The organism is Schaalia sp. ZJ405 (assembly GCF_011038885.2).
Classification (GTDB): Bacteria; Actinomycetota; Actinomycetes; order Actinomycetales; family Actinomycetaceae; genus Pauljensenia.
This window is the reverse complement of the sequence record NZ_CP064952.1, coordinates 204,099-228,025: the sequence shown is the minus strand read 5'-3', so window position 1 is coordinate 228,025 and position 23,927 is coordinate 204,099. Positions and strand designations below refer to the sequence as shown.

At 57.7% G+C, this 23,927-nt stretch carries 20 protein-coding genes; 7 read left to right on the top strand and 13 right to left on the bottom strand.

Annotation, left to right across the window (positions count from 1 at the left end):
* Nucleotides 1-65 precede the first annotated feature (65 nt).
* On the bottom strand, nucleotides 66-1,028 hold the full coding sequence (locus G7Y41_RS00945) for a hypothetical protein (RefSeq protein WP_165315723.1): 963 nt from the start codon (nucleotides 1,026-1,028) through the stop codon (nucleotides 66-68).
* A gap of 103 nt (nucleotides 1,029-1,131) precedes the next feature.
* On the opposite strand from G7Y41_RS00945, the gene G7Y41_RS00940 reads away from it, so the two are divergent.
* The 5 genes from G7Y41_RS00940 (at nucleotide 1,132) to G7Y41_RS00920 (ending at nucleotide 6,126) form a co-directional block, all read left to right on the top strand.
* Nucleotides 1,132-2,094 carry an ABC transporter ATP-binding protein gene (locus G7Y41_RS00940; protein WP_165315722.1) on the top strand — a complete coding sequence of 321 codons (963 nt, stop codon included), beginning with the start codon at nucleotides 1,132-1,134 and terminating at the stop codon, nucleotides 2,092-2,094.
* Complete coding sequence (locus tag G7Y41_RS00935) at nucleotides 2,091-2,912, top strand: ABC transporter permease (protein ID WP_165315721.1); 822 nt, start codon at nucleotides 2,091-2,093, stop codon at nucleotides 2,910-2,912. Before G7Y41_RS00940 ends, G7Y41_RS00935 begins: the two co-directional genes overlap by 4 nt.
* 98 nt (nucleotides 2,913-3,010) lie before the next feature.
* Nucleotides 3,011-4,246 carry an LppM family (lipo)protein gene (locus G7Y41_RS00930; protein ID WP_165315720.1) on the top strand — a complete coding sequence of 412 codons (1,236 nt, stop codon included), beginning with the start codon at nucleotides 3,011-3,013 and terminating at the stop codon, nucleotides 4,244-4,246.
* A 3-nt stretch (nucleotides 4,247-4,249) separates the two neighbouring features.
* Complete coding sequence (locus G7Y41_RS00925) at nucleotides 4,250-5,482, top strand: sensor histidine kinase (RefSeq protein WP_165315719.1); 1,233 nt, start codon at nucleotides 4,250-4,252, stop codon at nucleotides 5,480-5,482.
* Nucleotides 5,479-6,126, top strand: coding sequence for a response regulator transcription factor (locus G7Y41_RS00920; protein WP_165315718.1), 648 nt, complete (start codon nucleotides 5,479-5,481; stop codon nucleotides 6,124-6,126). Before G7Y41_RS00925 ends, G7Y41_RS00920 begins: the two co-directional genes overlap by 4 nt.
* Before the next feature lie 70 nt (nucleotides 6,127-6,196).
* On the opposite strand, the gene G7Y41_RS00915 is transcribed toward G7Y41_RS00920, so the two are convergent.
* The 4 genes from G7Y41_RS00915 to G7Y41_RS00900 all read right to left on the bottom strand — a co-directional run bounded on the left by G7Y41_RS00915 (nucleotide 6,197) and on the right by G7Y41_RS00900 (nucleotide 11,294).
* A complete protein-coding gene (locus G7Y41_RS00915) occupies nucleotides 6,197-7,618 on the bottom strand; it encodes an FGGY-family carbohydrate kinase (RefSeq protein WP_165315717.1) in 1,422 nt (473 codons plus the stop codon).
* Between the two features lie 9 nt (nucleotides 7,619-7,627).
* A complete protein-coding gene (locus G7Y41_RS00910; protein WP_165217186.1) occupies nucleotides 7,628-9,091 on the bottom strand; it encodes an FAD-binding oxidoreductase in 1,464 nt (487 codons plus the stop codon).
* A gap of 45 nt (nucleotides 9,092-9,136) precedes the next feature.
* Nucleotides 9,137-9,913, bottom strand: coding sequence for an SDR family oxidoreductase (locus tag G7Y41_RS00905; RefSeq protein WP_165315716.1), 777 nt, complete (start codon nucleotides 9,911-9,913; stop codon nucleotides 9,137-9,139).
* Nucleotides 9,914-10,013: 100 nt separating this feature from the next.
* Nucleotides 10,014-11,294 carry an MFS transporter gene (locus G7Y41_RS00900; protein ID WP_165315715.1) on the bottom strand — a complete coding sequence of 427 codons (1,281 nt, stop codon included), beginning with the start codon at nucleotides 11,292-11,294 and terminating at the stop codon, nucleotides 10,014-10,016.
* Nucleotides 11,295-11,584: 290 nt separating this feature from the next.
* Between G7Y41_RS00900 and G7Y41_RS00895 the strand changes: the two genes are divergently transcribed.
* Nucleotides 11,585-11,773 (top strand): hypothetical protein, encoded by a 189-nt coding sequence (locus tag G7Y41_RS00895; protein ID WP_165315714.1) that lies wholly within the window; start codon nucleotides 11,585-11,587, stop codon nucleotides 11,771-11,773.
* Here the strand turns inward: G7Y41_RS00895 and G7Y41_RS00890 are convergent.
* Nucleotides 11,753-12,331, bottom strand: a complete 579-nt coding sequence (locus tag G7Y41_RS00890; RefSeq protein WP_165217176.1) for a glycerol-3-phosphate responsive antiterminator — start codon at nucleotides 12,329-12,331, stop codon at nucleotides 11,753-11,755. The genes G7Y41_RS00895 and G7Y41_RS00890 overlap by 21 nt on opposite strands.
* Before the next feature lie 217 nt (nucleotides 12,332-12,548).
* Between G7Y41_RS00890 and G7Y41_RS00885 the strand changes: the two genes are divergently transcribed.
* Entirely contained in the window at nucleotides 12,549-13,850 is a 1,302-nt protein-coding gene (locus G7Y41_RS00885; RefSeq protein ID WP_165217174.1) for an MFS transporter, read from the top strand.
* 112 nt (nucleotides 13,851-13,962) lie between these two features.
* On the opposite strand, the gene G7Y41_RS00880 is transcribed toward G7Y41_RS00885, so the two are convergent.
* The 7 genes from G7Y41_RS00880 to G7Y41_RS00850 all read right to left on the bottom strand — a co-directional run bounded on the left by G7Y41_RS00880 (nucleotide 13,963) and on the right by G7Y41_RS00850 (nucleotide 23,894).
* Nucleotides 13,963-16,911, bottom strand: coding sequence for a glycoside hydrolase family 3 N-terminal domain-containing protein (locus G7Y41_RS00880; protein WP_196819523.1), 2,949 nt, complete (start codon nucleotides 16,909-16,911; stop codon nucleotides 13,963-13,965).
* A 198-nt stretch (nucleotides 16,912-17,109) separates the two neighbouring features.
* Entirely contained in the window at nucleotides 17,110-17,850 is a 741-nt protein-coding gene (locus G7Y41_RS00875) for an HNH endonuclease family protein (protein WP_165315713.1), read from the bottom strand.
* 235 nt (nucleotides 17,851-18,085) lie between these two features.
* Nucleotides 18,086-19,288, bottom strand: a complete 1,203-nt coding sequence (locus tag G7Y41_RS00870; RefSeq protein ID WP_196819522.1) for a Fic family protein — start codon at nucleotides 19,286-19,288, stop codon at nucleotides 18,086-18,088.
* A gap of 523 nt (nucleotides 19,289-19,811) precedes the next feature.
* On the bottom strand, nucleotides 19,812-21,317 hold the full coding sequence (locus G7Y41_RS00865; protein WP_231367326.1) for an amino acid permease: 1,506 nt from the start codon (nucleotides 21,315-21,317) through the stop codon (nucleotides 19,812-19,814).
* Nucleotides 21,318-21,576: 259 nt separating this feature from the next.
* Nucleotides 21,577-22,320 (bottom strand): trimeric intracellular cation channel family protein, encoded by a 744-nt coding sequence (locus G7Y41_RS00860; RefSeq protein ID WP_165217169.1) that lies wholly within the window; start codon nucleotides 22,318-22,320, stop codon nucleotides 21,577-21,579.
* A 117-nt stretch (nucleotides 22,321-22,437) separates the two neighbouring features.
* Entirely contained in the window at nucleotides 22,438-23,547 is a 1,110-nt protein-coding gene (locus tag G7Y41_RS00855) for a VIT1/CCC1 transporter family protein (RefSeq protein WP_231367325.1), read from the bottom strand.
* Nucleotides 23,547-23,894, bottom strand: coding sequence for a YtxH domain-containing protein (locus tag G7Y41_RS00850; RefSeq protein ID WP_231367324.1), 348 nt, complete (start codon nucleotides 23,892-23,894; stop codon nucleotides 23,547-23,549). Before G7Y41_RS00850 ends, G7Y41_RS00855 begins: the two co-directional genes overlap by 1 nt.
* Nucleotides 23,895-23,927 lie beyond the last annotated feature (33 nt).

The following is a 23,927-nucleotide window of genomic DNA, read 5'->3' as shown; positions in this document are numbered from 1 at the left end:
GGTTTTCACCGGGTGAGGGATTCCCCTTTCGTCCACACCGGGGGACGAGGACGAGCTCGCCCTCGTTAATCTTCGACGATTTCGGCGTCAAGAATGAGCTGTTCGCCATAAACCCCTCGGTAGGTCTGTGATCCCTGCGTACCAGGATCAGGGCGCGGCGCGCTATTCGCCTGTCTCCTGGGGTCTACGCCGGCACCCGCCCCTTCGCCTGCTGCGGAGTGCCCAAAGGGATTGTCAACGCCTGCTGGTCCACTACGGGCGCGCTGATCCCATTCAGCCCAACGGCTTTCTTGACGCAGCTGTTGAATGTCGATGAGATCCTTTTGTAGGCGACGTGACATGGGATAGAACGCAGAGAATGTCACTCCACCTGAAATTGCGGCGCTGATGACGGGCACAGCCTTCGCCACTCCACGTTTAATTGACTCTTCAGGGATCTTCATTCCCAGCGTCTTGGCAACCTTATTTGCAATCGTCGCGATGACGCCCTCGGCAAGGGCCTTCTCGGGAATCGTGCCGGTGACGCTTCGAGACACACGTTCCATAACCTGCGCGATCCCCTGATTTGCGGTTTTGATGCCGAACATCGCACCCATGAAAAGCACGAGGAGATTCTGCACAGCTTCCTCGTCACCATCGACGTCGAAAAGGTCGGGCCAGTCGTAAATGTAGGCAAGTTTTTGGGCAACACGAAGCATATGTGCGTAGAGCTGTGCGAGGTCGGCCGGCACGGTCCCAAGCATCGCCAGGCCGCCGGGAATACCCGCAAGCGCCGACACACTGGTGACCTTGATCGTTTCATATCGGATCGAGGACTTCGCTGCGGCGGAGATGATTTTCTCGCTGATACCGGCGCTTGACGGTCCGGCGGCAACGACTCGTTCAACCTGATCGGGCGTGCAGTAGCGTCCGAAAGCGTGACGCAGGTAGTCTTCCCGATCGATACGAACCCCGGGAAGCCTCGCGACCCGGTAAATCACGTCGGTCATGTTGATGTTCGCTTTGACCAGTTTCTTTGACGCTGCCATGACACACACTGTAATTGCTGGACCCCGGGATGACAGATGTCATGGGTTATGCCACATCAAAGAACACTTCTCAGCGGTCTTCGGCGCTGCAATAGTCGCTTCCATGAACACATCACCATTCGCCATCGATGTGAAAGACGCAGAAAAGTCCTTCGGGACGGTCCACGCGGTCCGTTCACTGTCGTTGACGATTCCTCAGGGACAGATCGTTGCCCTCCTGGGTCATAACGGCGCCGGGAAGACAACGCTCATTGACATGATCCTCGGCCTGACCACGCCGACTCGTGGAACAACGCACCTCTTTGGTATGCCCCCGCGTGAGGCGCTCCGTCGTTCCCTAGTGGGAGCGGTCCATCAGACGGGTGGGTTGATGAATGACTACACGGTCGCCCAGATGATTCACCTCTTCGCTGCGACTCATCACGATCATCTGCCCATTGCGGATGTTCTCGCCGAAACGCGACTGACGGAGCTCTCCAAGCGCCGCATCTCGAAGCTGTCGGGTGGGGAGTTGCAGCGTGTCCGCCTCGCCCTCGCCCTCCTGCCCAATCCCCCGCTGTTGATTCTTGACGAACCGACCGCCGGGATGGATGCGTCAGCTCGGCGCAACTTCTGGGAGCTCATGGGTCTTCAGGCCGCACACGGTCGAACGATTCTTTTCGCAACCCACTATCTTGCAGAAGCTCAAGACTTCGCCGAGCGAACGATCATCATGTCTCGCGGCCGTATTGTCCGCGACGGCCCAACGAACACGATCCGACACGAGGCCGAATCGAAAACCCTGTGCATCACCATTCCCGACGATGCGCGACAGCGCGCCGAAGACGCCCTCGTTTCCTGTGCTCTGCCCGATGGTCACTGGCAGTGGAAACCCGTTCATGACGACACGAGCAAACGCGAGCCAGCGGACACCTCTGCCTCGTGTTCGACACTCACGCTGCGCGCCCGCTCAGTTGACGAGGCCGTCCGCGTTCTGCTCGACATCCCGGGAGCACATAACCTTCTCATCAGCGAGGCCAGCCTCGAAGATGTGTTCACTGCAATCGAAGAGGAGGCTGCCCAATGACTCTGACCACTTCCCCTGGGCTTTCCCACGAGACACACGCACCATCTGCCGTCATTGAACGTCCCCTCGGCAATCCGTGGTCCGGATTTGGCCTGCTCACGTGGTATTCATTCTGGAAGCTCCTGACGAATCCCTATTCACTGGGTTTTGCTCTGGCACTGCCCATTTTCATGTACTTCATGTTCGGAACGGGTCAAGAGTATTCCGACATTGACGTGGGCAACGGGAATGTCGCTGCCACCGTGCTCCTCAACATGGCGGTCTACGGAACGATCATGACGGTTGCCTCGATGGGAGCGAATATCGCATTGGAGCGGGCGCACGGTGTTTCGCGGCTCTTCGCAATGACCCCGATGTCTGCGACGGCACAGATTTGTGCGCGCGCTGTTGCGTCCGTTGGAATCGCGACCGTTGTCATTACGGTAGTTTTCGGCGTCGGAGGCTTGACGGGCTCCCGGATGACCGCAAGCACCTGGGTTCTCAGCGGCCTCTTTATTGTTGCGTCGTCGCTGCTTCCGGCGGCGTTGGGGCTTGCGGCGGCCTTCGCGATTCGCTCCGACGGAGCCTTCGCCGTGACCTCAACGATCACGGTATTCGGTTCCTTCGCTGCGGGGATGTTTATCCCTTTGGATCAGATGGGCAGTATTTTCCAGCATCTTGCTCCGTGGACACCGTTCTATGGGATCTCCCAGCTGGTGATGTTACCGATCTACGGGTTCGAGACCTTCAGGTGGACGTGGCTGGCTAATTTCCTCGCGTGGGTCCTCGTGTTCGGCGCGATCGCGGCTTGGGCTCAGCGTCGGGATACGAACCGGTGAGGGTTTCCTTGCTCCCGGGTGTTGTCTGAAGTTTTCGGGGACGAAGACGATGCGGCAAACAGGCTCTTGGATGCAGTACAGAAGATTATACTGAAACCATGACTATGCTTTTTGTTTCCCAGCGCAGGATGCGCCGGCTCAGCGCCCTTCTTCTGATTCCCCTCGCTGTCATGCTCAGCGCATGTGGTGCCAAAATCAACATTTCCGTTAATGCAGATGACACCGCGGATGTGAGCGTTCTGGGCTGGTATTCCAACGACTTCATCAGCGACCTCGGGGGTTCCGACAACCCCCTGAGTCCTGACACCCTGCTGGAATCGGTGTGTTCCCTGGACAACCTGGATGCCAACGGACTGAAAGAATGGAGGAGTCTGCTGCCTAGCGGCAGCGACGTTGATGTCTCCTTCACCTCGTACGAAGGGCAACCGGCGTGCGAGATGAAAGTTACCCGTACCCCTCTGAGCGACTTTGGAGCCGACGAGCATTCGGCAACGCTCACGCACGAGAATGGCCAGTATGTCTACACAGTGCCTGCCGTCTTCACTGCCGAGGAGCTTCAGCAACAGAAGGATGCACTTGCGCCACTCATGGACATGTATCCGTTCACTTCATCCCTCTCAGTGACATTCCCGGGTCCGGTCACCGAGGCATCGGGGAGTGGACGGATCGAAGGCAACACCGTGACGTGGGATAACTTCCTATTTTCTGAAGAAGTAGCGGGAGGTTACCGTGCGGTCGCCAAAGACGGCAAAGGCGGGCTCTTCGGTTCTTTAGGGGATGCGAAGCCCTCTGAGGATGCTCAATCCAGTGGCGGCGCAGCAGAGTCATCCACAGATTCCACGCTCAAGGATGGCTCTAACATCCTCTCCCAGGTCGGCGATTTCTTCCGATCACCGCTGGGAATCGCCGCCGGCGTGCTGGGGGCTGCCGTTGTGACGTTCGGTGGTGCCGTCACAGCCCTTGTTGTCAGCGGTCACAAGAAGGCAGCTCGGCTTGCTCTGCTGTCCCAGCAGGAACAATTCTCTCAAGCGGCTCCCACGCAACAGTGGCCAACCCAGGACTACGGACAGTCAGAATGGCCCACTCAGCCCGAGTATCACACCGGATACGGACAGCCCGGATATGAGCAGCAACCCGGGTATCATCCTGGGTACGAGCAGACAGGGCCATTCCCACCGCAGGACCACTATCCTCCCCAGCCCGGGATCTCACCCTCGGCGAATCCCGACGACTACATGCAATCAGGACATGAGCACCCCACATCCCAAACGCCCGACGGACAATACCCCTCCCAACCTCCACGCGAGACACCCGAAAGACCTGAGGAGAACTGACGCATGAGTCGACCACCGTCCCTTCGGCGCCGGTGGTATGCTTCCGAAACTGCTATCGCCCTGATGTGGGCGCTTCCCTCGCTGGTCTTCTTGGCGTTCCCCATCACCTCGCTTGCCGCAGTGGGTTTCAACAACCCCCTGGTTGTCGCGTGTCTCCTCATCATTGTTCTCTATGCTGCCACGTACGTCTCCATGTGGGTCTTTAACCCAACCGCACCGAGGTCCCGACACGTCACCTGGCGATTCGCGGTGCCATACACCATCCTCGTTGCACTTCAATGCACAATTGCGGGATGGTGTCTGATCACGGACAACCCGGGGGCCGCATATCTGATGACGTACATCTTCGCGGCGACAATCCTCCTGACTCCGCGCCCCCTACTCATTCCTCTCGTGTTGGCTGCCACGATTCTTTTCGGCATTGAAACGATCATTCTCCCCGGTGAGCCGCTCTATCAGTTAATGGCCGTCCTCACGACTGCGATCATGTGCTCCACGGCCCGCTTCGGCATCGATCGGGACCGCCTGGCTGAATACACGCATCAACAGGATGTGCTGCTTTCCCGTGAGCAGGAACGTTCCCGCATGTCCGCTGATCTCCACGACATTCTCGGCCAGACACTCACGGGGATGACAATCAAGGCTGATCTGGCAGGTCGACTCCTCGATGCGCAGCGCTACGAAGACGCTCGAAGCCAGGTTGAGGATCTCACTGAGATGGCTCGCTGCGCTCTTGCCGACGTCCGTCAAGTCGTCGCAAATCAGCGGACGCTCCTTCCAGAAACGGAATTGGAATCAGCGAAGACCCTCTGCTCGGCCGCACAGGTCACCCTCCGTGTTAAACGCTGCGGAAATCCCCCTCCCGGTCCCACATCGACACTGGTCGCTCACGTGATCCGTGAGGGAATCACCAATGCTCTACGGCACGCAACCCCCGACACGGTGATAATTACGCTACGCAATGACGGGGTCACCGTGTGGAACAACGGTGCATCGTCACGCCCCCTATTGGCACTGTGGAAACCGGAGAAGAACCACCTCATCGAAGGCTCTGGAATTACCGGTCTACGCTCCAGAGTGGGTGATTTCGGAACGATTACTGCCGGACCTTACGGATCAGAGGCCTGGACCCTCGACCTCACACTCACCCGAATGGATCGCTCGTACGACCTTCCCTCAGCCGCTAAGACACGCACCTGCGACACACATGGCGCCCCTCAGGAGGCCCCAGCATGACACCACCCTCAGTGGATCCCATCCACGTCATCGTCGCAGACGACCAGGTAATGGTCCGCGAGGCTTTAGCCACGCTGCTGAGCCTGGAACCAGACATCGTCGTGGTCGGGCAGGCAGGTAACGGCGCGGACACTCTCGCACTCCTCGACAAGCGTCGGTTGCAACCAAGTGAACCATCCATCGACGTTGTTCTCCTCGACATTGAAATGCCGCAACTCGATGGACTCACCACATGTTCAGCTATTCGCGACCGCTTCCCCAGCACCCGGGTGCTCATCCTCACAACCTTCGGTCGTCCCGGCTACGTCCAACGCGCTCTCGATGCGGGAGCCAGCGGCTTCCTCGTCAAAGATGCCCCATCGCAGCAGCTCGCGGACGCTGTTCGCCGCATCGCCCAGGGTCTACGCGTCATTGACCCAACCCTCGCCGTCGAAGCATTAACCCGCGGGGCCTCTCCCCTGACCGACCGCGAGGCCGAGGTCCTGAGATCCGTGGGTTCCGGTGGCACCATCGCCGACGTCGCACAGGATCTCGGGCTCAGTCAGGGAACCGTGCGTAACCACGTGTCAGCCGCAATGCTCAAGACCGGAGCGCGTACACGATCCGAAGCCGTGCGGATCGCCACCGAATCAGGATGGCTTTAGCCTCGTCCTCGTCAATCATTCACTCAAAGAAACGAGGACGAGGCCGCCACGAAACGTCCCTGACCGTGATCTATCCAAAAATTTCCGCACTCTGACGAAATACCGGGTCAAGGCCTTCATGCAGACGCTCATAGAGCGCAAGCATCCGGCGATACACCTCGATATTTTGCTGATTCGGCACGAACTCGGTTCCCTTCTTGACCAGTCGGCGGCTTGCGTGAGCGAAGTCAGAGTAGACACCGGAGCCCACACCTGCGCAGATCACGGACCCGAGGCCGGCAGCGTTATTCATCTCCATACGGACAGCGGGAATCCCCCAGACATCTGCGAAAATCTGCATGAATAGATCAGAATTCGATCCTCCACCCGAGAGCACAACCTGCTGGAATGAGGTTCCCAGCTCCTGCTCCATCTCCAGGACACGCAAACGCATCGTCAGCGCGATAGCCTCAAGGACCGCGCGGTACATGTGCGTTCCCGACTGACGACCATCGAAGCCAAGGAACGCACCCTTGCGGTACGGGTGATCCGTGGGGGCAAGCCAATCCAAGAGCACCATGAGACCATCCGACCCCGCTGGAACCTCAGCCGCGAGGGTGTCAAGGCGACGAACAACGGCGTCGAGCGGCTCATCCTCCCGCGCCATTGTTCGCAACAGATCAGCGATCCACGAAACCGTCCACATACCGCGACGGATCCCATTGGATTCGTAGAGGTACACACCCGGCTCGCTGCCGTAGTTCGTCCAGAAGTCCGTGGCGTCCTCGGCAACGTGAGTGCCCACGGCCATTCCGGCGATATACGTGCCCAAGGACACGAGCAGGTCACCTTCCGTGCGGATCCCGCAGCCCAATGCTTCAACCGCTTTGTCATTCGATGTCGCGTAGACGGGAATCCCCTCGGGTAGGCCCGTGTGTCGGCTCGCCTCTGCGGTCACACGCCCAAGCTCGTCACCGGGGTTGACCAGCGCAAAGAGTTTTTCACGCGGATACCCGTAGGAATCAAACTCTTCACCTTCAGGCAGCCACTGCCACGTGTGGATGTCCAGTGGCCACATCCCCGCATAGTTCGCAGCCGTGTCAACGAAGTTCCCCGTCATCCGGACGCTGATATAGCCCGAGGAAGTCGTCACCCAAGCAACATCCGGATCGTCGTCCTCGTAGGGGCGTGACACCCGCGAATCCATCCACGACAGCACCGGTGAGGCCAGTGTCCCGTCCTGACGAAGCATCGCCCGGCAGAAACGAATCGTGCACAGACCGATCCCGCGGATATCCCGTGGATCCCCGTCAAAACGCGACATCGCTTCGCGGCATGCCGCTCCGATTGACTCCCACAGGTCATCATCAGGATGTTCAACAACACCGGGACGCGGAGTGGAATTCGGTCGAAGCGGACACTTCCCCGTTGCGTAAACCGTGCCGTCGGCATCAACGATCGTCACTTTCGTTGACTGAGACCCGTTGTCAATACCGACAAGATATTCCGTCATCGTCGGCCCCTATTTCGCTGAATCCAACGGATAGATGGACCCCGGGTTCATCGTGTTCTTCGGGTCAAACTGCTTCTTCAACCCTTCGAGCAGGTAGAACGCCGACCCGTGTTCCTCGCGGGTCCACGGCGTGCGATACTTACCGATCCCGTGATGGTGAACCATCGACCCACCGTGCTTGAGGGCTTCCTCAACGATGATTGCGTTCAGCGGGATGTGGTATTCGTTGATCTCGTCCGCCGGCTCACAGTTGATGTTGTAGTCGTAGACAAAGTAGAGGTTCGTGCCCGTTTGGTACGAGTGAGATGAGTGAGCCCCCAGCATCGTCAGGTCCTGAGCACGCGGGAATTCCTCGCGGATCCGCGCGATCGTTGAACGATAAATGTCTGCGACAACCGACCAGTTCCCCGAGATTTCCGTTGTGTACCCCAGGTTCGCGTGATCGCGCATCCACTGCTTCTCTGCCTCAATTTTGTCCAGACCCCAGTTGAGGTTTGCAAACCATGTCTCAATGAGTGTCGGATCAACAGCCTCCGCGCCCGCGGCCTGAGCAACCTCGGTGGCGTGCGCGATCGTTGCGTCAGCAATCGGTGCGGGACCTTCAGCGGAGAAGACGAGGACGCACTTGCCGTTGTACCACTCCCAGTGCTGACGGGCATCCTCTGGCGAGTACACGCGGCACACCGCGGGGTGGTAGCCGTCGGTGATGACGGTGCGGAGAACACCGAGGCCATCGGCCATATCGTCAATGAGGAATCCCGCGAAGCGCGTTGTCTCGGGCGTGTACTTGTGCAGCTTCACCGTCACTTCGGTGATGTAGCACAGGGTTCCCTCATTGCCGATGATGACGTGGCGAATATCGGGGCCTGCTGCTCGCCGGGGAACATCCTTGATTCGAGTGATCGTGCCATCGGGGAACACGGCCTCAAGACCCGTGACCATGTCTTCGATTGCTCCGTAGAGCGTTGAGAGCTGACCGATTGAACGCGTCGACACGAGGCCACCCATTTGCGCAACCGGTTTCGACTGCGGTGAGTGACCGATTGTCAGCCCCTGCTTGCGGCACTCATCTTCAAGAACTTGAAGGGGGACGCCGCACTGTGCTGTTGCCTGCATATTCACCGGGTCGATCGACACGATCGTGTTCATCGCGGATCCGTCAAGAACGATCGTGTTGTCGGCAACGACCTCGAGTCCACCCTCCGTGGAGGTGCGGCCCGTTCGAGGAATCACCGTGATGTCATGGTCGTTGCACCACGAGAGGATCTGCGAAATCTCCTCGGTTGAGTGCGCCGTGACGACGGCGATCGGCAGGGGGCCTTCGTAGATTCCGTGAAGCGATGAGTACTTCTTGAAACGGTCAACGCTGGACTTCTGGCGAGTCACAAGATCCGTGTCAACGTTGCCTGCGCCAACAATCTGCGTGAGCGCCTCAATGGTCTGGGCGTGACGTGCGTCGTGTTCGTCTGTCATGAAAATAATTCCTTCAGTATCGGCAGGTGGTAATGAGTCGGTGGGTCAGCGGACCAGGTAGCCGCCGTCAACTGTCAGGGTGTGACCGTTGACGTAGTCGGAGGCATTCGATGCGAGGAACACGCATGCTCCCATGAGGTCGGCAACGTCTCCCCAACGATTCGCGGGAATGTGGTCGAGGACGCGCTGGTTCGTTACCGGGTTCGAGCGGGTTGCCTCGGTGATCTTCGTGGCGAAGTAGCCCGGAGCAATCGCGTTGACCTGGATGTTGTGCTGAGCGAGTTCGTCGCAGTACGCCTTCGTGAAGCCAACGATGCCGTGCTTCGTTGCCGCGTATGCGGGCGACCACTGTCCACCCAGGAAGGAGAACAGCGAGGCGATGTTGATGATTTTGCCGTGTCCCTGCGTGCGCATATGCGGCATGGCCTCGTAGGACAGCTCGAACGCTGCCGTCAGGTTAATGGCGATCATCGGATCCCACTTCGCGCGATCGAATTCGTCGACCTCGCCGAGGTTACAGATGCCCGCGCAGTTGACGATGATGTCGACGCTGCCGAGGCGTTCGATACACGTGTCAACGATTGTCTTGCACGCACCGGGTTCTGTGATGTTCGTTTCGAGGAACTCAAAACGTCGTCCTTCGCCCTCAACCAGGGTCTTGACTTCCTCAACATCCGTTGTGATTGAGGGGACGAAAACGTTCGCTCCCGCTTTGGCCAGGGCAACTGAAAATGCCAAACCCAGACCTGAGTTTCCTCCGGTGATGATCGCGTTTTTGCCGTCGAGGGAGAAAAGATTCATTGAAAATTCACTGATATGCATGTCAACGTCACTCCTTGGGTGATTTCTCTGCTGTGGCCAACCATCTGCGGTGACCGATTGATAACTGGACTTTCTGTGGGAAGGTGCGTCGTCGTCCTCGTTAATTCCCTGCCTCAGAGGGGACGAGGGCGAGTTCGCGTGTGCGGCGTCGCATCATCACGGTTGTCAAGCCAATGCCGATGAGCGCCAAAACAATGAGGAAAATAAACATCGTCACGTAGCCGCCGCCGTGCTCTGGGATCGCCGGAGACGCTGCCGGGTCGCCAATCCACCAGGCCGCAAGCGAAGGAAGGAACGCATCTGGCAGATAGGCGATTCCAGAAGCGAGGCCGATGACGCCGCCACGCTCGTCCTCGGGAATCTCCATTTCCCCAGGGAGAGCCCAGTACACGCCGCGGCACGCGAAAATCGCGAACGTCAGGAGGAACATCAACGCCACGGCGATCCACATAAACGATTCGTTACGCGGCATGACGAGGAAAACACCGAGGATGATGATTGTGGCAATGAACATCCAGCGCAGGAAACGAGGCGTGGACTTTGCTCCCTTATCTGCGACGACACCCGAGATCGGGCCCGCAACGAATTGGAAAACATAGGTGCGCACCACCCCGATGACCCCGATGAAAGCGGCGCTGAGACCGAACTGGTGTTGGAGCAGCGGAGAGAAGTAACCCAGACACGTGTACCCCGCATAAATACAGGCGATTGAGAAACCAATGAGCCACGTGTACGGGTTCTTAGCGGCGAGGACGAGTTGATGCAGGGTCACCGTTGAACGTGCCTGCACGGCCGGCGAATTCGGGTCTTCCTTGACGATCAGCCACACGGCAAGGCCAAGAAGGATTGCGCACACACCGTAGATCCGGATCAGCCAGAGAACACCAACGACCGACGAGGCCGCTGTCGCAACAATCCACGCTCCTGCGAAGCCAACGATTGTTGACACAACACCGCGAACCCCTTCAAGATATCCGAAGAGGCGGCCCTGTTCGTGGGAATCTCCGAGCATCCCGATGAGTTTGACCAAGGCCGACCAGTACAGGCCCATTCCGAGGAACGCCATGACGACGTGGAGAATGAGGATCGCGGCGTATCCCGGAGCCATTGCGATGAGGATGTCGATGATTCCCGTTCCGATCATCGCGAAAGCGACAAGCATCTTCGGAGAGAACTTATCGGCGAACCACCCGCCGATGAAGTAGCCGATTGTCGCTGCGATACCGTAGACGGAGATGATGTTTCCGTAGTCCTGCGCGCTCAGGTTCAGCGCGTTGTACGTGTCCTCAAGGAACACGTAGCGGATGTATCCGACCTGGAAGACGATGCCTCCGGTCATTGAGAGGATCAGGAAGCTGATCCATTTCCTCGCTTGTGTCACTCCAACTCCACCCCTTCGTGGTTTGTTTGCTTCCCGGATGGGGTGCCCTTGGCGCTTGGTTCTTGCCTCGTGGCTCAAGCAGCATCCCCGTGTGCGGTGTTGCGGGCTTGTGCGGCTCATAGGCTCATGAGCGGCTGCGCCCGGCGTTGCGACCTGTCGGGACGGCAAACAAAAAGAGAACAGCCCCGATGGACGCGGGTTACTGTTCTCTCAGCTCTAGTAACTCGCTACGTGGCTCGTCAGAGCCCGTAGCGTCGCGGTAGCCGAAATTGTGGCATTGAGTTCATCGCGTGTCAACCCCAGTGCGCGAACACCTCGTCAAGGTTCGCTCGGTTACCCATAAGCAGGACGTGTTCATCCCGAACGCTCGCAGCGACGGCTGCGGGATGCTCGCTCTACGTACTCGGCGCCAGATGCCGTACCTCACCCGCGCCCACTCCGGCGGCGGAATGTTCGCTCTACGCACTCGGCGCCACTGACCACAGTTCTTTGCTGGACGTGGCGATTGCCGCAGCCCCTGCATCGAGGGCGTCCATGATGTCGGTGATGTTGCAGACCAGTCCTCCGGCGATGATCGGAAGAGAGAGGTCATCACGCATCCATGTGATGACGCGCGGGATGCATCCGGGAAGAATCTCCACGGCATGAGCTTTCGCGGAGGCGCTCTGGCTGACGACCTGACCGTAGGCGAAGGAATCAACCATGAAGAAGCGGAGGATCGCCACCAATCCACTGTCCGAGGCCGCGCGGCACACGGGAACCTTGCTGGTGAGGATCCCCGTCGCACTCGTCTGATCGCGAATGAAACGTACCGCGGAAGCTCTGGGAGCGAGACCGTCAACCATATCGAGGTTGACGAAAGCGTCCTTCCCCGCGTCTGTGACCCGACGAGTCAGCGCCCCAATTGTGGAAATTTCACCAAAAAGAAGACAGATCACACGGCAGGGCGATGCCAGAGCATATTCGAGGTCATCTTCGCTCTTCACTGAGGCAATCACGGGTGATCGACGCAAGCGATCCGCAAGTTTCTCATCCATCCGCAAGCCCCTTCACTCGATTCACTCGGTAAACGGTGGTATGTTACCGGCATTACACCAGACGTTCACGTTGACGCGTGCGTCTGCGGGCAACGATGCCATATTCGTCGTGTCAGAGAGACCAGAGACCATCACGACAGTACGGAGGCAGCCCACCAAGGAGAGGCTATGCCCTCCCCTGTGTGCGCCTCACACAATCTGAAGTGAGAGGGAAGATATGTCTGCTGATACACCGAAGTCTCAGTTATCCCCGAAAGCTGCTCACCTGTATCGACGCCTCACAATGGCAACAGCCTTCGGCCAGGGACTCGACGGATACGACCTCGGAGTCTTAAGCGTCGTCATGATTTCTTTGACACACGACCTGGGGCTCTCACCCCTCGAAACCGGCCTGATCGGCGCATCTTCCCTCATCGGGATTTTTCTCGGCGGACCAATTTTCGGCTACCTGACGGATCGTTTTGGCAGACGACTGATGTTCCACATCGACATCATCATCTTCATCGTCGCAGGCTTCGGTCAGGCTCTTGTTCCCGACGGTATCCTCCTCTTCGTTGCCCGACTGGCTCTGGGCATTGCCATCGGAGCTGAATACGCGATCGGCGCACCCATGCTCGCGGAATTCTCTCCCGCTCACCACCGCGGCAAGCGTCTATCCAGCCTACAGATCTGCTGGTACGGAGGATTCCTCGCTGCCGTCATCATCGCTCATCTGCTCGATACCGCTGGTTTGCACTGGCGGTGGATCCTGGCAACCTGCGGAATCCCCGCCATCATCACGTACATCCTGCGTCACCACCTGCCGGAGTCCCCACGATGGCTCATGTCCAAGGGGTACGAGGACGAAGCCCGCGCACTCATCGAGCAATACAATTTGGACCCCTCCGACACGTCCGGAGAAGCCGAAACTCGCACGTCACTGCGGAGTCTCTTCGTTGGTGCCCAAGCGAAGCGAACGATCTTTGTCTGCGTATTCTGGGCATGTTTGGTTGCCCCATACTTCGCGATTTTCACCTTTGCCCCAACCGTTCTTGGTGCTGCCGGCCTGGGTGAAGGCAACGGCGCAACAATCCTGACGAACACGGTGGCGCTTTTGGGCGTCACCGTGGGGACCTTCATTGTTGATCGCATGGGGCGACGTCCCATGCTGATTGGCCCGTTCTGGATTCAGGCGATTGCCTTGGGACTCGTCGCTGTCGTCGCTCATCCCCCTCTCATCCTTCTGTCGGCGTGTTTCTGGGCATTCGCTTTCTTCAACTCGCTGTCTGCCTGCCTCACCGCCGTCTATCCCGCGGAGCTTTTCCCCACGGCGCTACGTACATCGGGGGTCGGTCTGGGAACCGCTGCCAGTCGAATCGGTGCAGCCATTGGGACGTGGCTACTTCCCGTGGGTATCGAGACAATCGGGATCCGGGCATGCATGCTCATCGGTGCGCTCATGTGCGTTGCCGGCGCTTTGATCTCCCAGTTCATGGCTCCCGAAACAAACGGCCAGAACCTCCACGCGATTACGTCCTAGGGCCTGATCGCATATTCACCGATCTCCCAAAGCAGTGATTCTTCCCAAATCTCGAGGTCGGGGGCAGCGTGCCATGCACACGCTGCCCCCTCAATTCTCTGAGTATCGGGATCTACCACATGATCTTTTCACCCGATGGTGTTGCTTTCTTCAGCTGCGAATATCGGCGACAGCGCCGAACGACCCGGTAGGTGCCAAACGCAGCAAGCAGTGCGAGGACCACGGTGATTCCGATGACAATCCATTCCCACGCTGCACGGTGATACTGGAGGGTGTCGCCGGGGGCAACCCCATTCAACGCATTCGAATTCGCCACCGCATACAGGATGTTGTGAGCAGCTGCGCGTTGACGTACCAACGAAATCGCACTGTCGGGATCCTGCATGGGCTTCATGAATTTCCATGCCAACTGAAGGTCAGTGCCGCCGGCAATCGCCCAGTCAGGTGACATATATTGACGCAACGCAGCCATATCTGTGACAACCATTCCCTTAAAGCCCCACTCGTCACGAAGCACTTTCGTGAGCAGCGCTGAGTTACCGCCAGCCCAGGTCATCCCGATTCGGTTAAAGGAACTCATCACTGCGGTTCCGTGGATCAGGTTTGTCTGCGGGTTGTTCTGCTCGTCGAGGTATTTCACTTCTCCGCGAGATTCTTTCAGAGCAATGCTGAATGGTTTGAGGTAGACCTCGCGGATCGTTTGTTCGTCAGCCCAGGTTGCGAGGCCGTTCACATCGCGGTTCGTTTCCTGATCATTGAGAGCGAAATGCTTGAGGTAGGAATACACACCCTTTTCGAGCGCACCGCTGATCGTGCTTGCCGCGATCTTGCCAGCAAGCGTTCCGTCTTCGGAATAGTATTCGAAGTTTCGACCTGCGAACGGCGAGCGATGAGTGTTCACAGCGGGTGCGTACCATCCTGAAATTCCAAGAGCAAGAGCTTCGTTCCCAATACTCACACCCATTTGACGAGCAAGCTCGCGATTCCATGTCTGCCCAAGAATGTAACCAGTGGGGAATGCTGATCCGTGGACATCTGAAATGAAGGACGAGAACCCTGCCGGGCCGTCCATATCCAGCGTCGCTGGTTTACCTAGACGACCAATCGCAACTGTTCGGTACGCACCGTCATTGACCAAGTCGTACAGCTCAGAAGACGTGAACTGATCAAGGTACTTTTCCCACTGTGGATCGTCCCACTGGCGTCCGCGCAGATCAATAAGTTGAATACCGTTATTGACATTCGTTTGAGGCTTCTGCGCGTCGATTCCTTCATTTGCTGCACTGGCGTCGTACACCTCATATTTCTGCGCCAATGCTTCACCGGCAGTCATCTCCTCTCGAGTGGGAGCTGAGGGGAAAGTACCAGCAAAATCAGCCCGAGACAGAATCGTTTTCTTCGGCCCGACCATTTCAGCGATTTCCGGATCCAGTGCTTCATTCCCAGCGAAAGCTGCCGACACATCGTCGAACTGATTGGACGCTACCCCCTGATCTGTCGAACGTGGGGTCTGATCGAAAACGCTCTCATGATCAATCGTTAGAGCAATTGGTGTTGTCCCTTCCTTCACGGTGTGGGAGTCTGTGCGCAGCGATAATTGATACTCTCCAGCCTCCAGCACATAGGACTTCGCACCCTTGTAGTCATACGACGCCATGTCATCAACAGCGATCGACAGTGTGAGCGTCTGCGATTCACCGGGTTCAAGCACATCAGTCTTGGCAAAATCTGCAAGAACAACAGAGGGTTTTTCAATTCCGCCCTTCACGTAGGGAGCTGAATAGTACATCTCCACAACATCTTTTCCAGCGACGTCGCCAGTGTTCGTCACGCGAACATCGACAGATATTTCTTCCCCTACTTTTCCAAGTTTCTGATTGACCACTTCCCACGTGAAGTTTGTGTAGCTTAGTCCAAATCCAAATGGATAGACAACGGCCTCGTCGTAGTTGATAAAACCTTCCTCTGCCGCCGTCTCATAGTACCGGTAACCCGAGTAAATTCCTTCTTCGTAATCAACGAAAGTTCCTTCTTCAACATTCGTCAATCTAAAGTCTCCAAAATTAACAAACGTTGGATCTTTCGTGAAATCTGCTGCGAAGGTATCAACCGTTCGTCCTGACGGATTGAGTTCACCGTTGAGCAACTTCCCAAGCGCCGCAAATCCCGTCACCCCAGGATTCCCAACCATCATGATCGCATCAACATCGGGGTCATTCTGAAGATCACCCAGCTCGATAGAGGTCGACGCGTTCACAAGAACGATGACCCGGTCTGAATGAGCCTTCGCTAATTCCACCTGATCGCGTTCGTCCTTGTTTAACTCAAGGAGATGCTGCCCCTCAACATAGTTTTCGTCGTGGCCATCCATATCGAGCAGCATGTCACCACCCTCACCACCGGTACGACTGATGACTACTAGCGCTGCATCGTTGAATTCATCCATAGAGTGGAGAGCATCAGACGAGTACTGATCGACCGGCATTTCACCGACCTTGTACACCGACTCTTTGCCCGGCAGGAACGCAATGGCTGTTCGTCCCCCCTCAGCCTCGGAATGAGCAGCCGCGAAAGCTTCGAGTTCGTTGTAGACAGTTGCATTGACCTCATAGCCTGCCGACTCAAGCCCAGCCCGAATTGTCACGGCATCATCTGCAACTGCATGCCCTGATCCCGTTCCCCCATACAGCGGGTCTGCTGCTCCCCGACCATAGAGCGTCACTTTGCCTCCAGGAAGCGGCAGGGTGCCGTTGTTTTTGAGGAGGACCATTCCTTCCTCTGCGATAGCTCCGGTAACTTCTCCGGAGGCTTTCATTGCCTCATCAATGGTTTTATAATCAGCTTGATAGTAGGTACGATCGAGCTCTTCTGAATCTTTCGCCTTCTTCACCGACCATTCACCATCGCCGACCGCATTGACGATTATTCCCCGCAGAGATGATGTTGCGACATTAATTCCTATCGCAAGCACAAGCGCTATAACAATAAATGGGACTGTGAGAAGAAGGTAGAATCCATTTCTCATTCTCTTTTTCTGCTTTTTTGCTTTCTTCGCAGCCACGTTAACTCCTTTGTTCATGGCTATGTGATGCACGTCGAGCAGAAAGACTCTACAGTTCACCAGTCATGCGAGACTGGAGCACAACACAACCTGTCGACGACAATTGATAATTTGCACACACGTATCCAGGACTCCAGTCCCCACAATGACCGGCGTTGATGAGAGCAAGTCCGGCTAACTAGCTAGATCACTGAACTGTTAGCCACAATCGGCGAGTACGCGGATCATCGTTTCGCGTTCGGCAGCCGTCACAGACAATCCCCACTGCGACTTCACGCGTATCTGACGGGACACGTAGTCGCACCGAAACTCTGTGTTGGGTGGCAGCCACTGGTCTGCGCTGGACGCCAGCTTTTCCTGATTGGCCTGTCCATCAACGGCAAGGAGGTTGTCCGGATCGTTGGCAAATTCGAGCCGTTGAGAATCCGTCCATTCCCATGCTCCCGATTCCCAGGCATTCGCCAGGGCAACAACATGGTCAATCTGTACGAGCGGCGAGGTGTCTTTTCCTCGTTGAAAGTGCACAGTTTTCCCCGTGTACGGTTCAGCAAGTGTTCCTGTCAGAACAATGCAACCAAAGGGCCCTTCCTTAAAGGTTGGACGAGCAAGGTCACGGGAGAGAATGTCATTACGCGTGTCACAGCCGTTTCGGTCAACATCCGCCCACGCATCGCCGAAACGGTCCCTGCTATAGCGCGGGTTGTCGACTGCGTCCTGCGGCTCGCGAACGGGGATCGCGGCAAGCTGATCCCGAGCTTGACTAGCGGGAAGATCCTCGATTGACACCTGCGAAGACGGGAGCGTGATCCCTATTTCACGCGCCACCGTGGTGAGAAATGCTTTGCCTTGGGGAACGAAGAACCACAGGAGAATCAGGAGAATCACCAGGGCGATGAGGGCATCACCCACGCGCACCCGTTTCTTCCTTTTTCGTGCCATCCTCATCCCTCCCAGACTTCCGACATCCGTCAACGAACAGTGAGCGGCAAGCCGTTCACAACGTTGATGTCATTCTCACCCACAGCACCGGCAACTGGAACACCCCACCTACACCCTGTTGACAAGGTCGCCGATCCCACACGATCGGACCCCGGCGGGCTCGTGTGGTGATCTGATTTCCCCACGCGTGAGTGCTCAAGCGCTTCCACTCAACCGATTTGTGAAACGCACAGAACTACAGTTCGGGTCGTAAGAGCACGTCAAGAACCGCTGGCGCCGCGTAATAGCGCGGGGTGTGATGAGGATTCACTTCCGCAAGGACGCCGCATTCAACGAGTTGCCCAACCAGTCGCGTCGCTCCAGCATGCGTCAGCCCCGTCTGCTCACACACCCTCTTCATAGTGAATGACGGGTTCGCGACAGCAAGATCAACCAGGACCATCGCTTTGGCAGAACGAATACCGGCTGCGCCCACCCGCTCTTTCATGTGTTCGTGTACTCCAACCAAGGCAAGCATCTGACGTTGTGTGTCCATCGCTGAATCCACGAGTCCGCGCGCAAAGAACGCAAGAAATGTGTCCCAATCTCCACGCGTAGATACACCAAAAAGCGCGTCGTAATACTCAGTCCGGCGTTTCTCGAACCACGGTGAGACCGTCAGTGTTGGCTCATGGAGTATTCCCTGCGATACCAGGCTGAGAACGATAAGAAAGCGGCCAAGTCGACCGTTCCCGTCACGGAACGGGTGAAGCGTCTCGAATTGGTAGTGAGCCATCCCCGCTGCGATCACCGGATCAATCTGTTGGGAATGGTCAACACTCATCCATTGAACAAGCGCATCCACTCCCGCACGTAGCTGATCCCCTGCGGGGGCCGGAATGAATCGCGCAGCATGAACTGGAACATCGCGACGGCCGATATCTGTGCGCTTACCGATGACTACCTGCCCCGTTCGGATATGACCTGATTCTGCTTCCACGGGAGTCGCGCGCATGAGCCGACCCTGCAATGCTTCAAGCAAGCCGACGGTGAACGGCCTGCGGTCACGCAGCCAGCTGAACCCCATATTTGCCATAGCCACATAGTTGAGGATTTCCACCATTTCAGCGCTCCCCGGCGCATCCTCATCCGCAGTGAATACACTTTCAAGCGGAGCAAAAGTTCCCTCAAGTGCAGAGGTCGCTTGCGCCTCACGTCGAAGCGCCGGCGAACGGAATAGGTAGGAGTTTGGAAGGCGATCAGCAGTCGCATCCAACGCCGCTAATGCTCGACCAGCAGCTGATACAAGTCGGTACGTTTCGCCCGTCAGTTGTGGCTCGTTGTCAGTCAGAGGCACCGGAATGAACGCAGAGTGAGTCCACGTGCCCCGCACAGGGTCTTCACCGCGGATATCGACGAGTTCCCCCATGTCTTTGTTGACAAACGCCTCAAGATCCACTGCTCATCACCCGCTCCATCAATTCACCACGTCACGTCAGGATTGACGCATCCCTTTCGCCTACCGGTGGTGGACCGATCGTCCTCGATCCAACACCACTGACACTTGTGTTGGATTCGTCAGCGACAATCCAACTTTTTTGGCACTTCTGTTGGATAAGGATACAACAATCCAACACAACTGGTACTTTTGTTGGATTCTAGAGTGCTCATCCAACTTTTCCGCGACTTGTGTTGAACCATCGGACATCTGCCCAGTTTTCGGGCCGCTCTGCGCCATTCACGTCACAGCGAATCTTTTCAGTGTGACGTTTTTGACGCAAAACCCCTCATTCCGGCCACTTTCCAGCCGTTTACGTGACAGTGAATCTTTTCAGTGTGACGTTTTTGGCCCAAAATCCCCCATTCCGGCCACTTTCCAGCCACTTATGTCACAACGAATCTTTTCACTGTCACGTTTTCGGCAGACCGACACTCCACCTCACAGAACGGTGCTCTGCCCATCGATCCGCCGACCTCGAAAGTCACGCCAATCGGCGCTTCATCCACCAGTCCTTGAGGAAGAACAGTCCGATAACAATGAGGGTCAACACCGACATCGCGATGAGCTGCTGACGTGCCGCAGGATCCCACGCCATAAGGCCCGCAACCCCAACAAGGGCAACGAGGACGACCCACGGCAGCCACGGCCACCCCGGCATGCGGATCGCCAGTTTCCCAGATTGCTCCAATGAATGATGGAGCCGCATCTGCGCAATGAGAACGAAAACCCAGATGATCAAAAGAACCATGCCGATGGCGTTGAGGAGAACTCCCAGGAGCGTGTCGGGGAGCCACCAGTTGAGGCCCACAGACACCAGGGACAGGGCAATCGACACCGACACCGCTCGCCGCGGTGTCCGTCCTCGTTCAATGTCACCGACCGCTTCGTGGGAGGCCTCCACACTTAGGGGATCCAACCCCTGGCTCTCCTTTTCGGATTCACCCTCGACAACCGACTCACTCTGCCTTACATACGGGGGAATAACCGCATCTTTGCCCAGGAGCCAACGCACGCCCATCCCTCGTGCTGATAGGGAGTACGCCATGCGCGAGGAAGCGTAGATATTCGCCGAGAACGCCGAGATGAGGGCGATGAAGACAACGGCTTCCATGATCGTTGCGACCGCGGGGATTCCCGCCATTTTGAGGACCGATGCGAAGGGATTTTCTGCCATTTCCGGCGAATTCCACGGGAGCAGGCAGATGAGCACAACAACCGAGCCAACGTAGAAGACCAGAATCCGCATGATGACGGACCGGATGGCGGCGCCCATAGCGGCCCGGGCATCCTCAGCCTCCGCTGCGGCAATAGTGACGATTTCAATGCCACCGAAGGAGGTGATGATCGCGAGCAGGCCGATCGCCACTCCCGACATGCCGTTAGGCATCAGACCGCCGTGTCCAACGATGGTGTCAACAACGGGTTCGACGCGTCCGGGGATCACGCCGAAGATCAGGGCGAGGCCAACGAGGAGGAAGGCGATGATCGCAACAACTTTGATTCCGGCCAGCCACGCCTCGACCTCGCCGAAACTGCGCGCGGCCAGCAGATTGATGCCGCCGAGGACGACGACGATCGCCAACGCAACAACCCACTGCGGCAGGGCGGGGAACCACCGAACACAGATCGCAGCAGCACCCGTGATTTCCATTCCGAGCACCATGATGAGCATCGACCAGTACAGCCACCCGGCAGTAAATCCCGCCCAGCGCCCAATTCCAGCTTCCGCATAGGTGGAGAACGATCCCGTTGAGGGCAGCGCTGACGCAAGTTCCGCGAGCGCAAAGATCACGGAAACGGCGATGAGCGCGGCGAGGGCGTAGGAAATAAGCACGGCGGGTCCGGCTTTGGATACCGCGACCCCTGTTCCGAGGAAGAATCCCGCTCCGATGGCGCTCCCCAACGCCATCATCGACAAGTGGCGTTTCTTAAATTTTTGAGAATGAGCCGATGAATGTCCGTCTGAGGCAGCGCATTCGCCAGCCATCGGGGTCCTCGTCACTGGTAGGGCCTTTCGCCGTGCATTGAAGTGAAACGGAAACGCCCCAGCTAACGGGTCATTCAGCAGGCTGTCGGAGCGCGCCGCTCAGACTAGGGGTGTTGCTCCACACGGCGCCAACCGCGCCAGATACCGGACGTTATAGGCGGCGTGACATGGGAATTTATCTCAAAAGTTCGCGGATTTACACGGAATTTACCCGATGGGGATTCACCCATCCATCCCACATAGTGGAAAAGACGATGAACTAGGTGACGTCGCGGACGTTCCCCTCATCACTCTCATTCGCTGTGCGCCCCAGGTTAATGAGCCTGCGTAGCTGGCTGGCCGTCAACGTCAGAGTCCATTCACCCGTCTGCGGGAGCTGCCATTTTCTCCAATGCGCCACAACGGTGAAACTGGATCCCACGATGGTTGCAATGAGTATGCCGATGGTGTTGAGGTCAAACTCGTGGAACGCCACCATGATGATGGATGACACCAGCGCCGGAGTCGCGTAGAGATTATTGCCACCGAACACCATCGGAATGTTCCCTGCGGAAACGTCGCGGATCATTCCTCCGCCGACGGCCGTCGTGATGCCGAGCATGATCGCGGGCACCCATCCAAAGCCAGCATCGAGGGTTTTCAGGGCGCCGGTTGCGGCCCAGCATCCCAGGACCGTGCCGTCGGCGAGGATCAACGCGATCCGCCACGGGCGCGATTCGAGCTTCCATAGCATCGCTATTCCCGCTCCCACGAGCGCTGTTCCCAGGTAGTAGGGGTCGGTGAGCGCGATGGGAGGCCCGGCCTGCAAAAGCACATCGCGCAGCATTCCTCCTGCCAGGGCAGACATGATTGCCAGCACCGCGAAGCCAACGGCATCGAAGTTCTTCATCCGAGCAAGACGCCCGCCAAGGATCCCATTGAGGAGGACTCCGAGAAGCTCAATTGCTCGAAAGAGATCGGGGAGTGTCTCGTTGAGCATGTCCAGTACCGTGCCGCCGGTCATTGCACCTCCTTGTGCCCCGTCCGTCGGATCCGACTCACCATTTCACAGAAACCATGATGATATGTCCAGACCTCGTGGCGCTCCCCGCGAGTCGATGCCACCAACACGCCCCTCATGTCAGGCCACCGTCGTCCCAAAAAGCAGGCCCAGAGCGTAGGTCACCGCGGCAGCTCCATAGCCGATGGCGAGTTGGCGGAAAGCACGCGGGGTGGGTGCCTGACCGGAGAGGACTCCAACGACTCCCCCTGTTCCCAGCAGTGCGCAGCCAACGATGACGGCTGCCACGACGACCGCAGTGGTTCCCGATAAACCACAAATGTAGGGGATCAACGGGAATAGCGCACCAATGGCAAAGAAAATGAACGAGGACGCGGCCGCTCTCCACGGTGTTCCGATTTCATCACCCGCACCGGTATTAACTCCGTTTCCTTCACCAAGTGCCGAACGCAAGGCAATGACCCCGGAGTCAGTGTTCGCCCCGGACCGAGAGGAAATCTGGGCGAAGATCTGCGAAGCGTGTTCCTGTGCCTCCTGCGCGCTTTCTCCTCGGGCACGAAACACCAGGGCAAGTTCGTTGGCATTGACATCCAAGGCAGGAACTGCCTGGTGAGCTTCGGGATCGGGGATTGAAGCGTCAAGGAGTTCGCGTTGACTACGGACGCTCACCCATTCACCGGCGGCCATCGACAGCGCCCCGGCCAGCAGACCCGCCACCCCCGTTGCAAGAACCAACTGGGGACTCATCCCCGTTGCGGCCACACCGAGGACAAGCGCAAGGTTGGAGACCAGCCCATCATTTGCTCCAAAGACCGCAGCCCGAAATGTTCCCGCAAGAGCCTCACGTGATCGGGCTGTCAATCCTCGAATGACTTCCCCGTGGATGTGTTCATCCGCCGCCATCTGGGCTGGGGCGTCCTCGTCAATGTCGTAGGTGGTGCGTTGCTCGGCACGCTGAGCCATCGCGAGAATGAAGATCGTGCCGAACATCTGGGCGAGCCACGAAGCAAATTTCGCGCGCAAAGGTGGGCGCGGAACCGGGAGCGCTCGATCTCCCAGGAGAGCAAGCCAGTATTCCTCATGACGCCCCTCCGCTTCGGCGAGGGCAAGCAGGACCTGGCGTTCTTCGCCTGTTCGACGTTCCGCAAGCGACCGGTAGGTGCGCGCCTCCATGCGTTCTTCTGCGAGGTGACGTCTCCACCGCCGAATCTGCTGGCGCGTTGGTTGCATCAGCGAACGCTCGTTTGCGTGCCATCCACTGGAACGGTTCCCTCAGGGGCAGGCGGACTCGCCGGGTACGTGGTGTGCGCCGGATATTCCATTGACGAGGACGAAGCTGGAGCCCCGAAGAGGCGTTCCTTCACCATGTCAGCGACTTTGTCGGTGACGCGTTCGCCCTGAGCGCGAACAATGTCGGAGGCTTTGGCTCCGGCGGCGTCGAGGGGTTTGGCAACGATGGGGACGCGGCGAACTTTTGATGCCACGGTGCGGATCTTGTCGTACTGTTCACGTCCGGCGCGTGTGCCCAGGACGTATCCGACTCCAAGTCCCACAACAAGTCCCATTTTCATTCCCATGTGGCCCCCTCGATTCTTCAGATTCTGGTGCGT

What these genes read in the sequence shown, in the direction of transcription:
- G7Y41_RS00945 (WP_165315723.1), bottom strand. Translation starts at nt 1,028, where the DNA reads ATGGCAGCGTCAAAGAAACTGGTCAAAGCGAACATCAACATGACCGAC.
- G7Y41_RS00850 (WP_231367324.1), bottom strand. Translation starts at nt 23,894, where the DNA reads ATGGGAATGAAAATGGGACTTGTTGTGGGACTTGGAGTCGGATACGTC.
- G7Y41_RS00940 (WP_165315722.1), top strand. Translation starts at nt 1,132, where the DNA reads ATGAACACATCACCATTCGCCATCGATGTGAAAGACGCAGAAAAGTCC.
- G7Y41_RS00875 (WP_165315713.1), bottom strand. Translation starts at nt 17,850, where the DNA reads ATGGCACGAAAAAGGAAGAAACGGGTGCGCGTGGGTGATGCCCTCATC.
- G7Y41_RS00925 (WP_165315719.1), top strand. Translation starts at nt 4,250, where the DNA reads ATGAGTCGACCACCGTCCCTTCGGCGCCGGTGGTATGCTTCCGAAACT.
- G7Y41_RS00915 (WP_165315717.1), bottom strand. Translation starts at nt 7,618, where the DNA reads ATGACGGAATATCTTGTCGGTATTGACAACGGGTCTCAGTCAACGAAA.
- G7Y41_RS00935 (WP_165315721.1), top strand. Translation starts at nt 2,091, where the DNA reads ATGACTCTGACCACTTCCCCTGGGCTTTCCCACGAGACACACGCACCA.
- G7Y41_RS00930 (WP_165315720.1), top strand. Translation starts at nt 3,011, where the DNA reads ATGACTATGCTTTTTGTTTCCCAGCGCAGGATGCGCCGGCTCAGCGCC.
- G7Y41_RS00860 (WP_165217169.1), bottom strand. Translation starts at nt 22,320, where the DNA reads ATGACCGGCGGCACGGTACTGGACATGCTCAACGAGACACTCCCCGAT.
- G7Y41_RS00885 (WP_165217174.1), top strand. Translation starts at nt 12,549, where the DNA reads ATGTCTGCTGATACACCGAAGTCTCAGTTATCCCCGAAAGCTGCTCAC.
- G7Y41_RS00865 (WP_231367326.1), bottom strand. Translation starts at nt 21,317, where the DNA reads ATGGCTGGCGAATGCGCTGCCTCAGACGGACATTCATCGGCTCATTCT.
- G7Y41_RS00890 (WP_165217176.1), bottom strand. Translation starts at nt 12,331, where the DNA reads ATGGATGAGAAACTTGCGGATCGCTTGCGTCGATCACCCGTGATTGCC.
- G7Y41_RS00920 (WP_165315718.1), top strand. Translation starts at nt 5,479, where the DNA reads ATGACACCACCCTCAGTGGATCCCATCCACGTCATCGTCGCAGACGAC.
- G7Y41_RS00905 (WP_165315716.1), bottom strand. Translation starts at nt 9,913, where the DNA reads ATGCATATCAGTGAATTTTCAATGAATCTTTTCTCCCTCGACGGCAAA.
- G7Y41_RS00910 (WP_165217186.1), bottom strand. Translation starts at nt 9,091, where the DNA reads ATGACAGACGAACACGACGCACGTCACGCCCAGACCATTGAGGCGCTC.
- G7Y41_RS00855 (WP_231367325.1), bottom strand. Translation starts at nt 23,547, where the DNA reads ATGCAACCAACGCGCCAGCAGATTCGGCGGTGGAGACGTCACCTCGCA.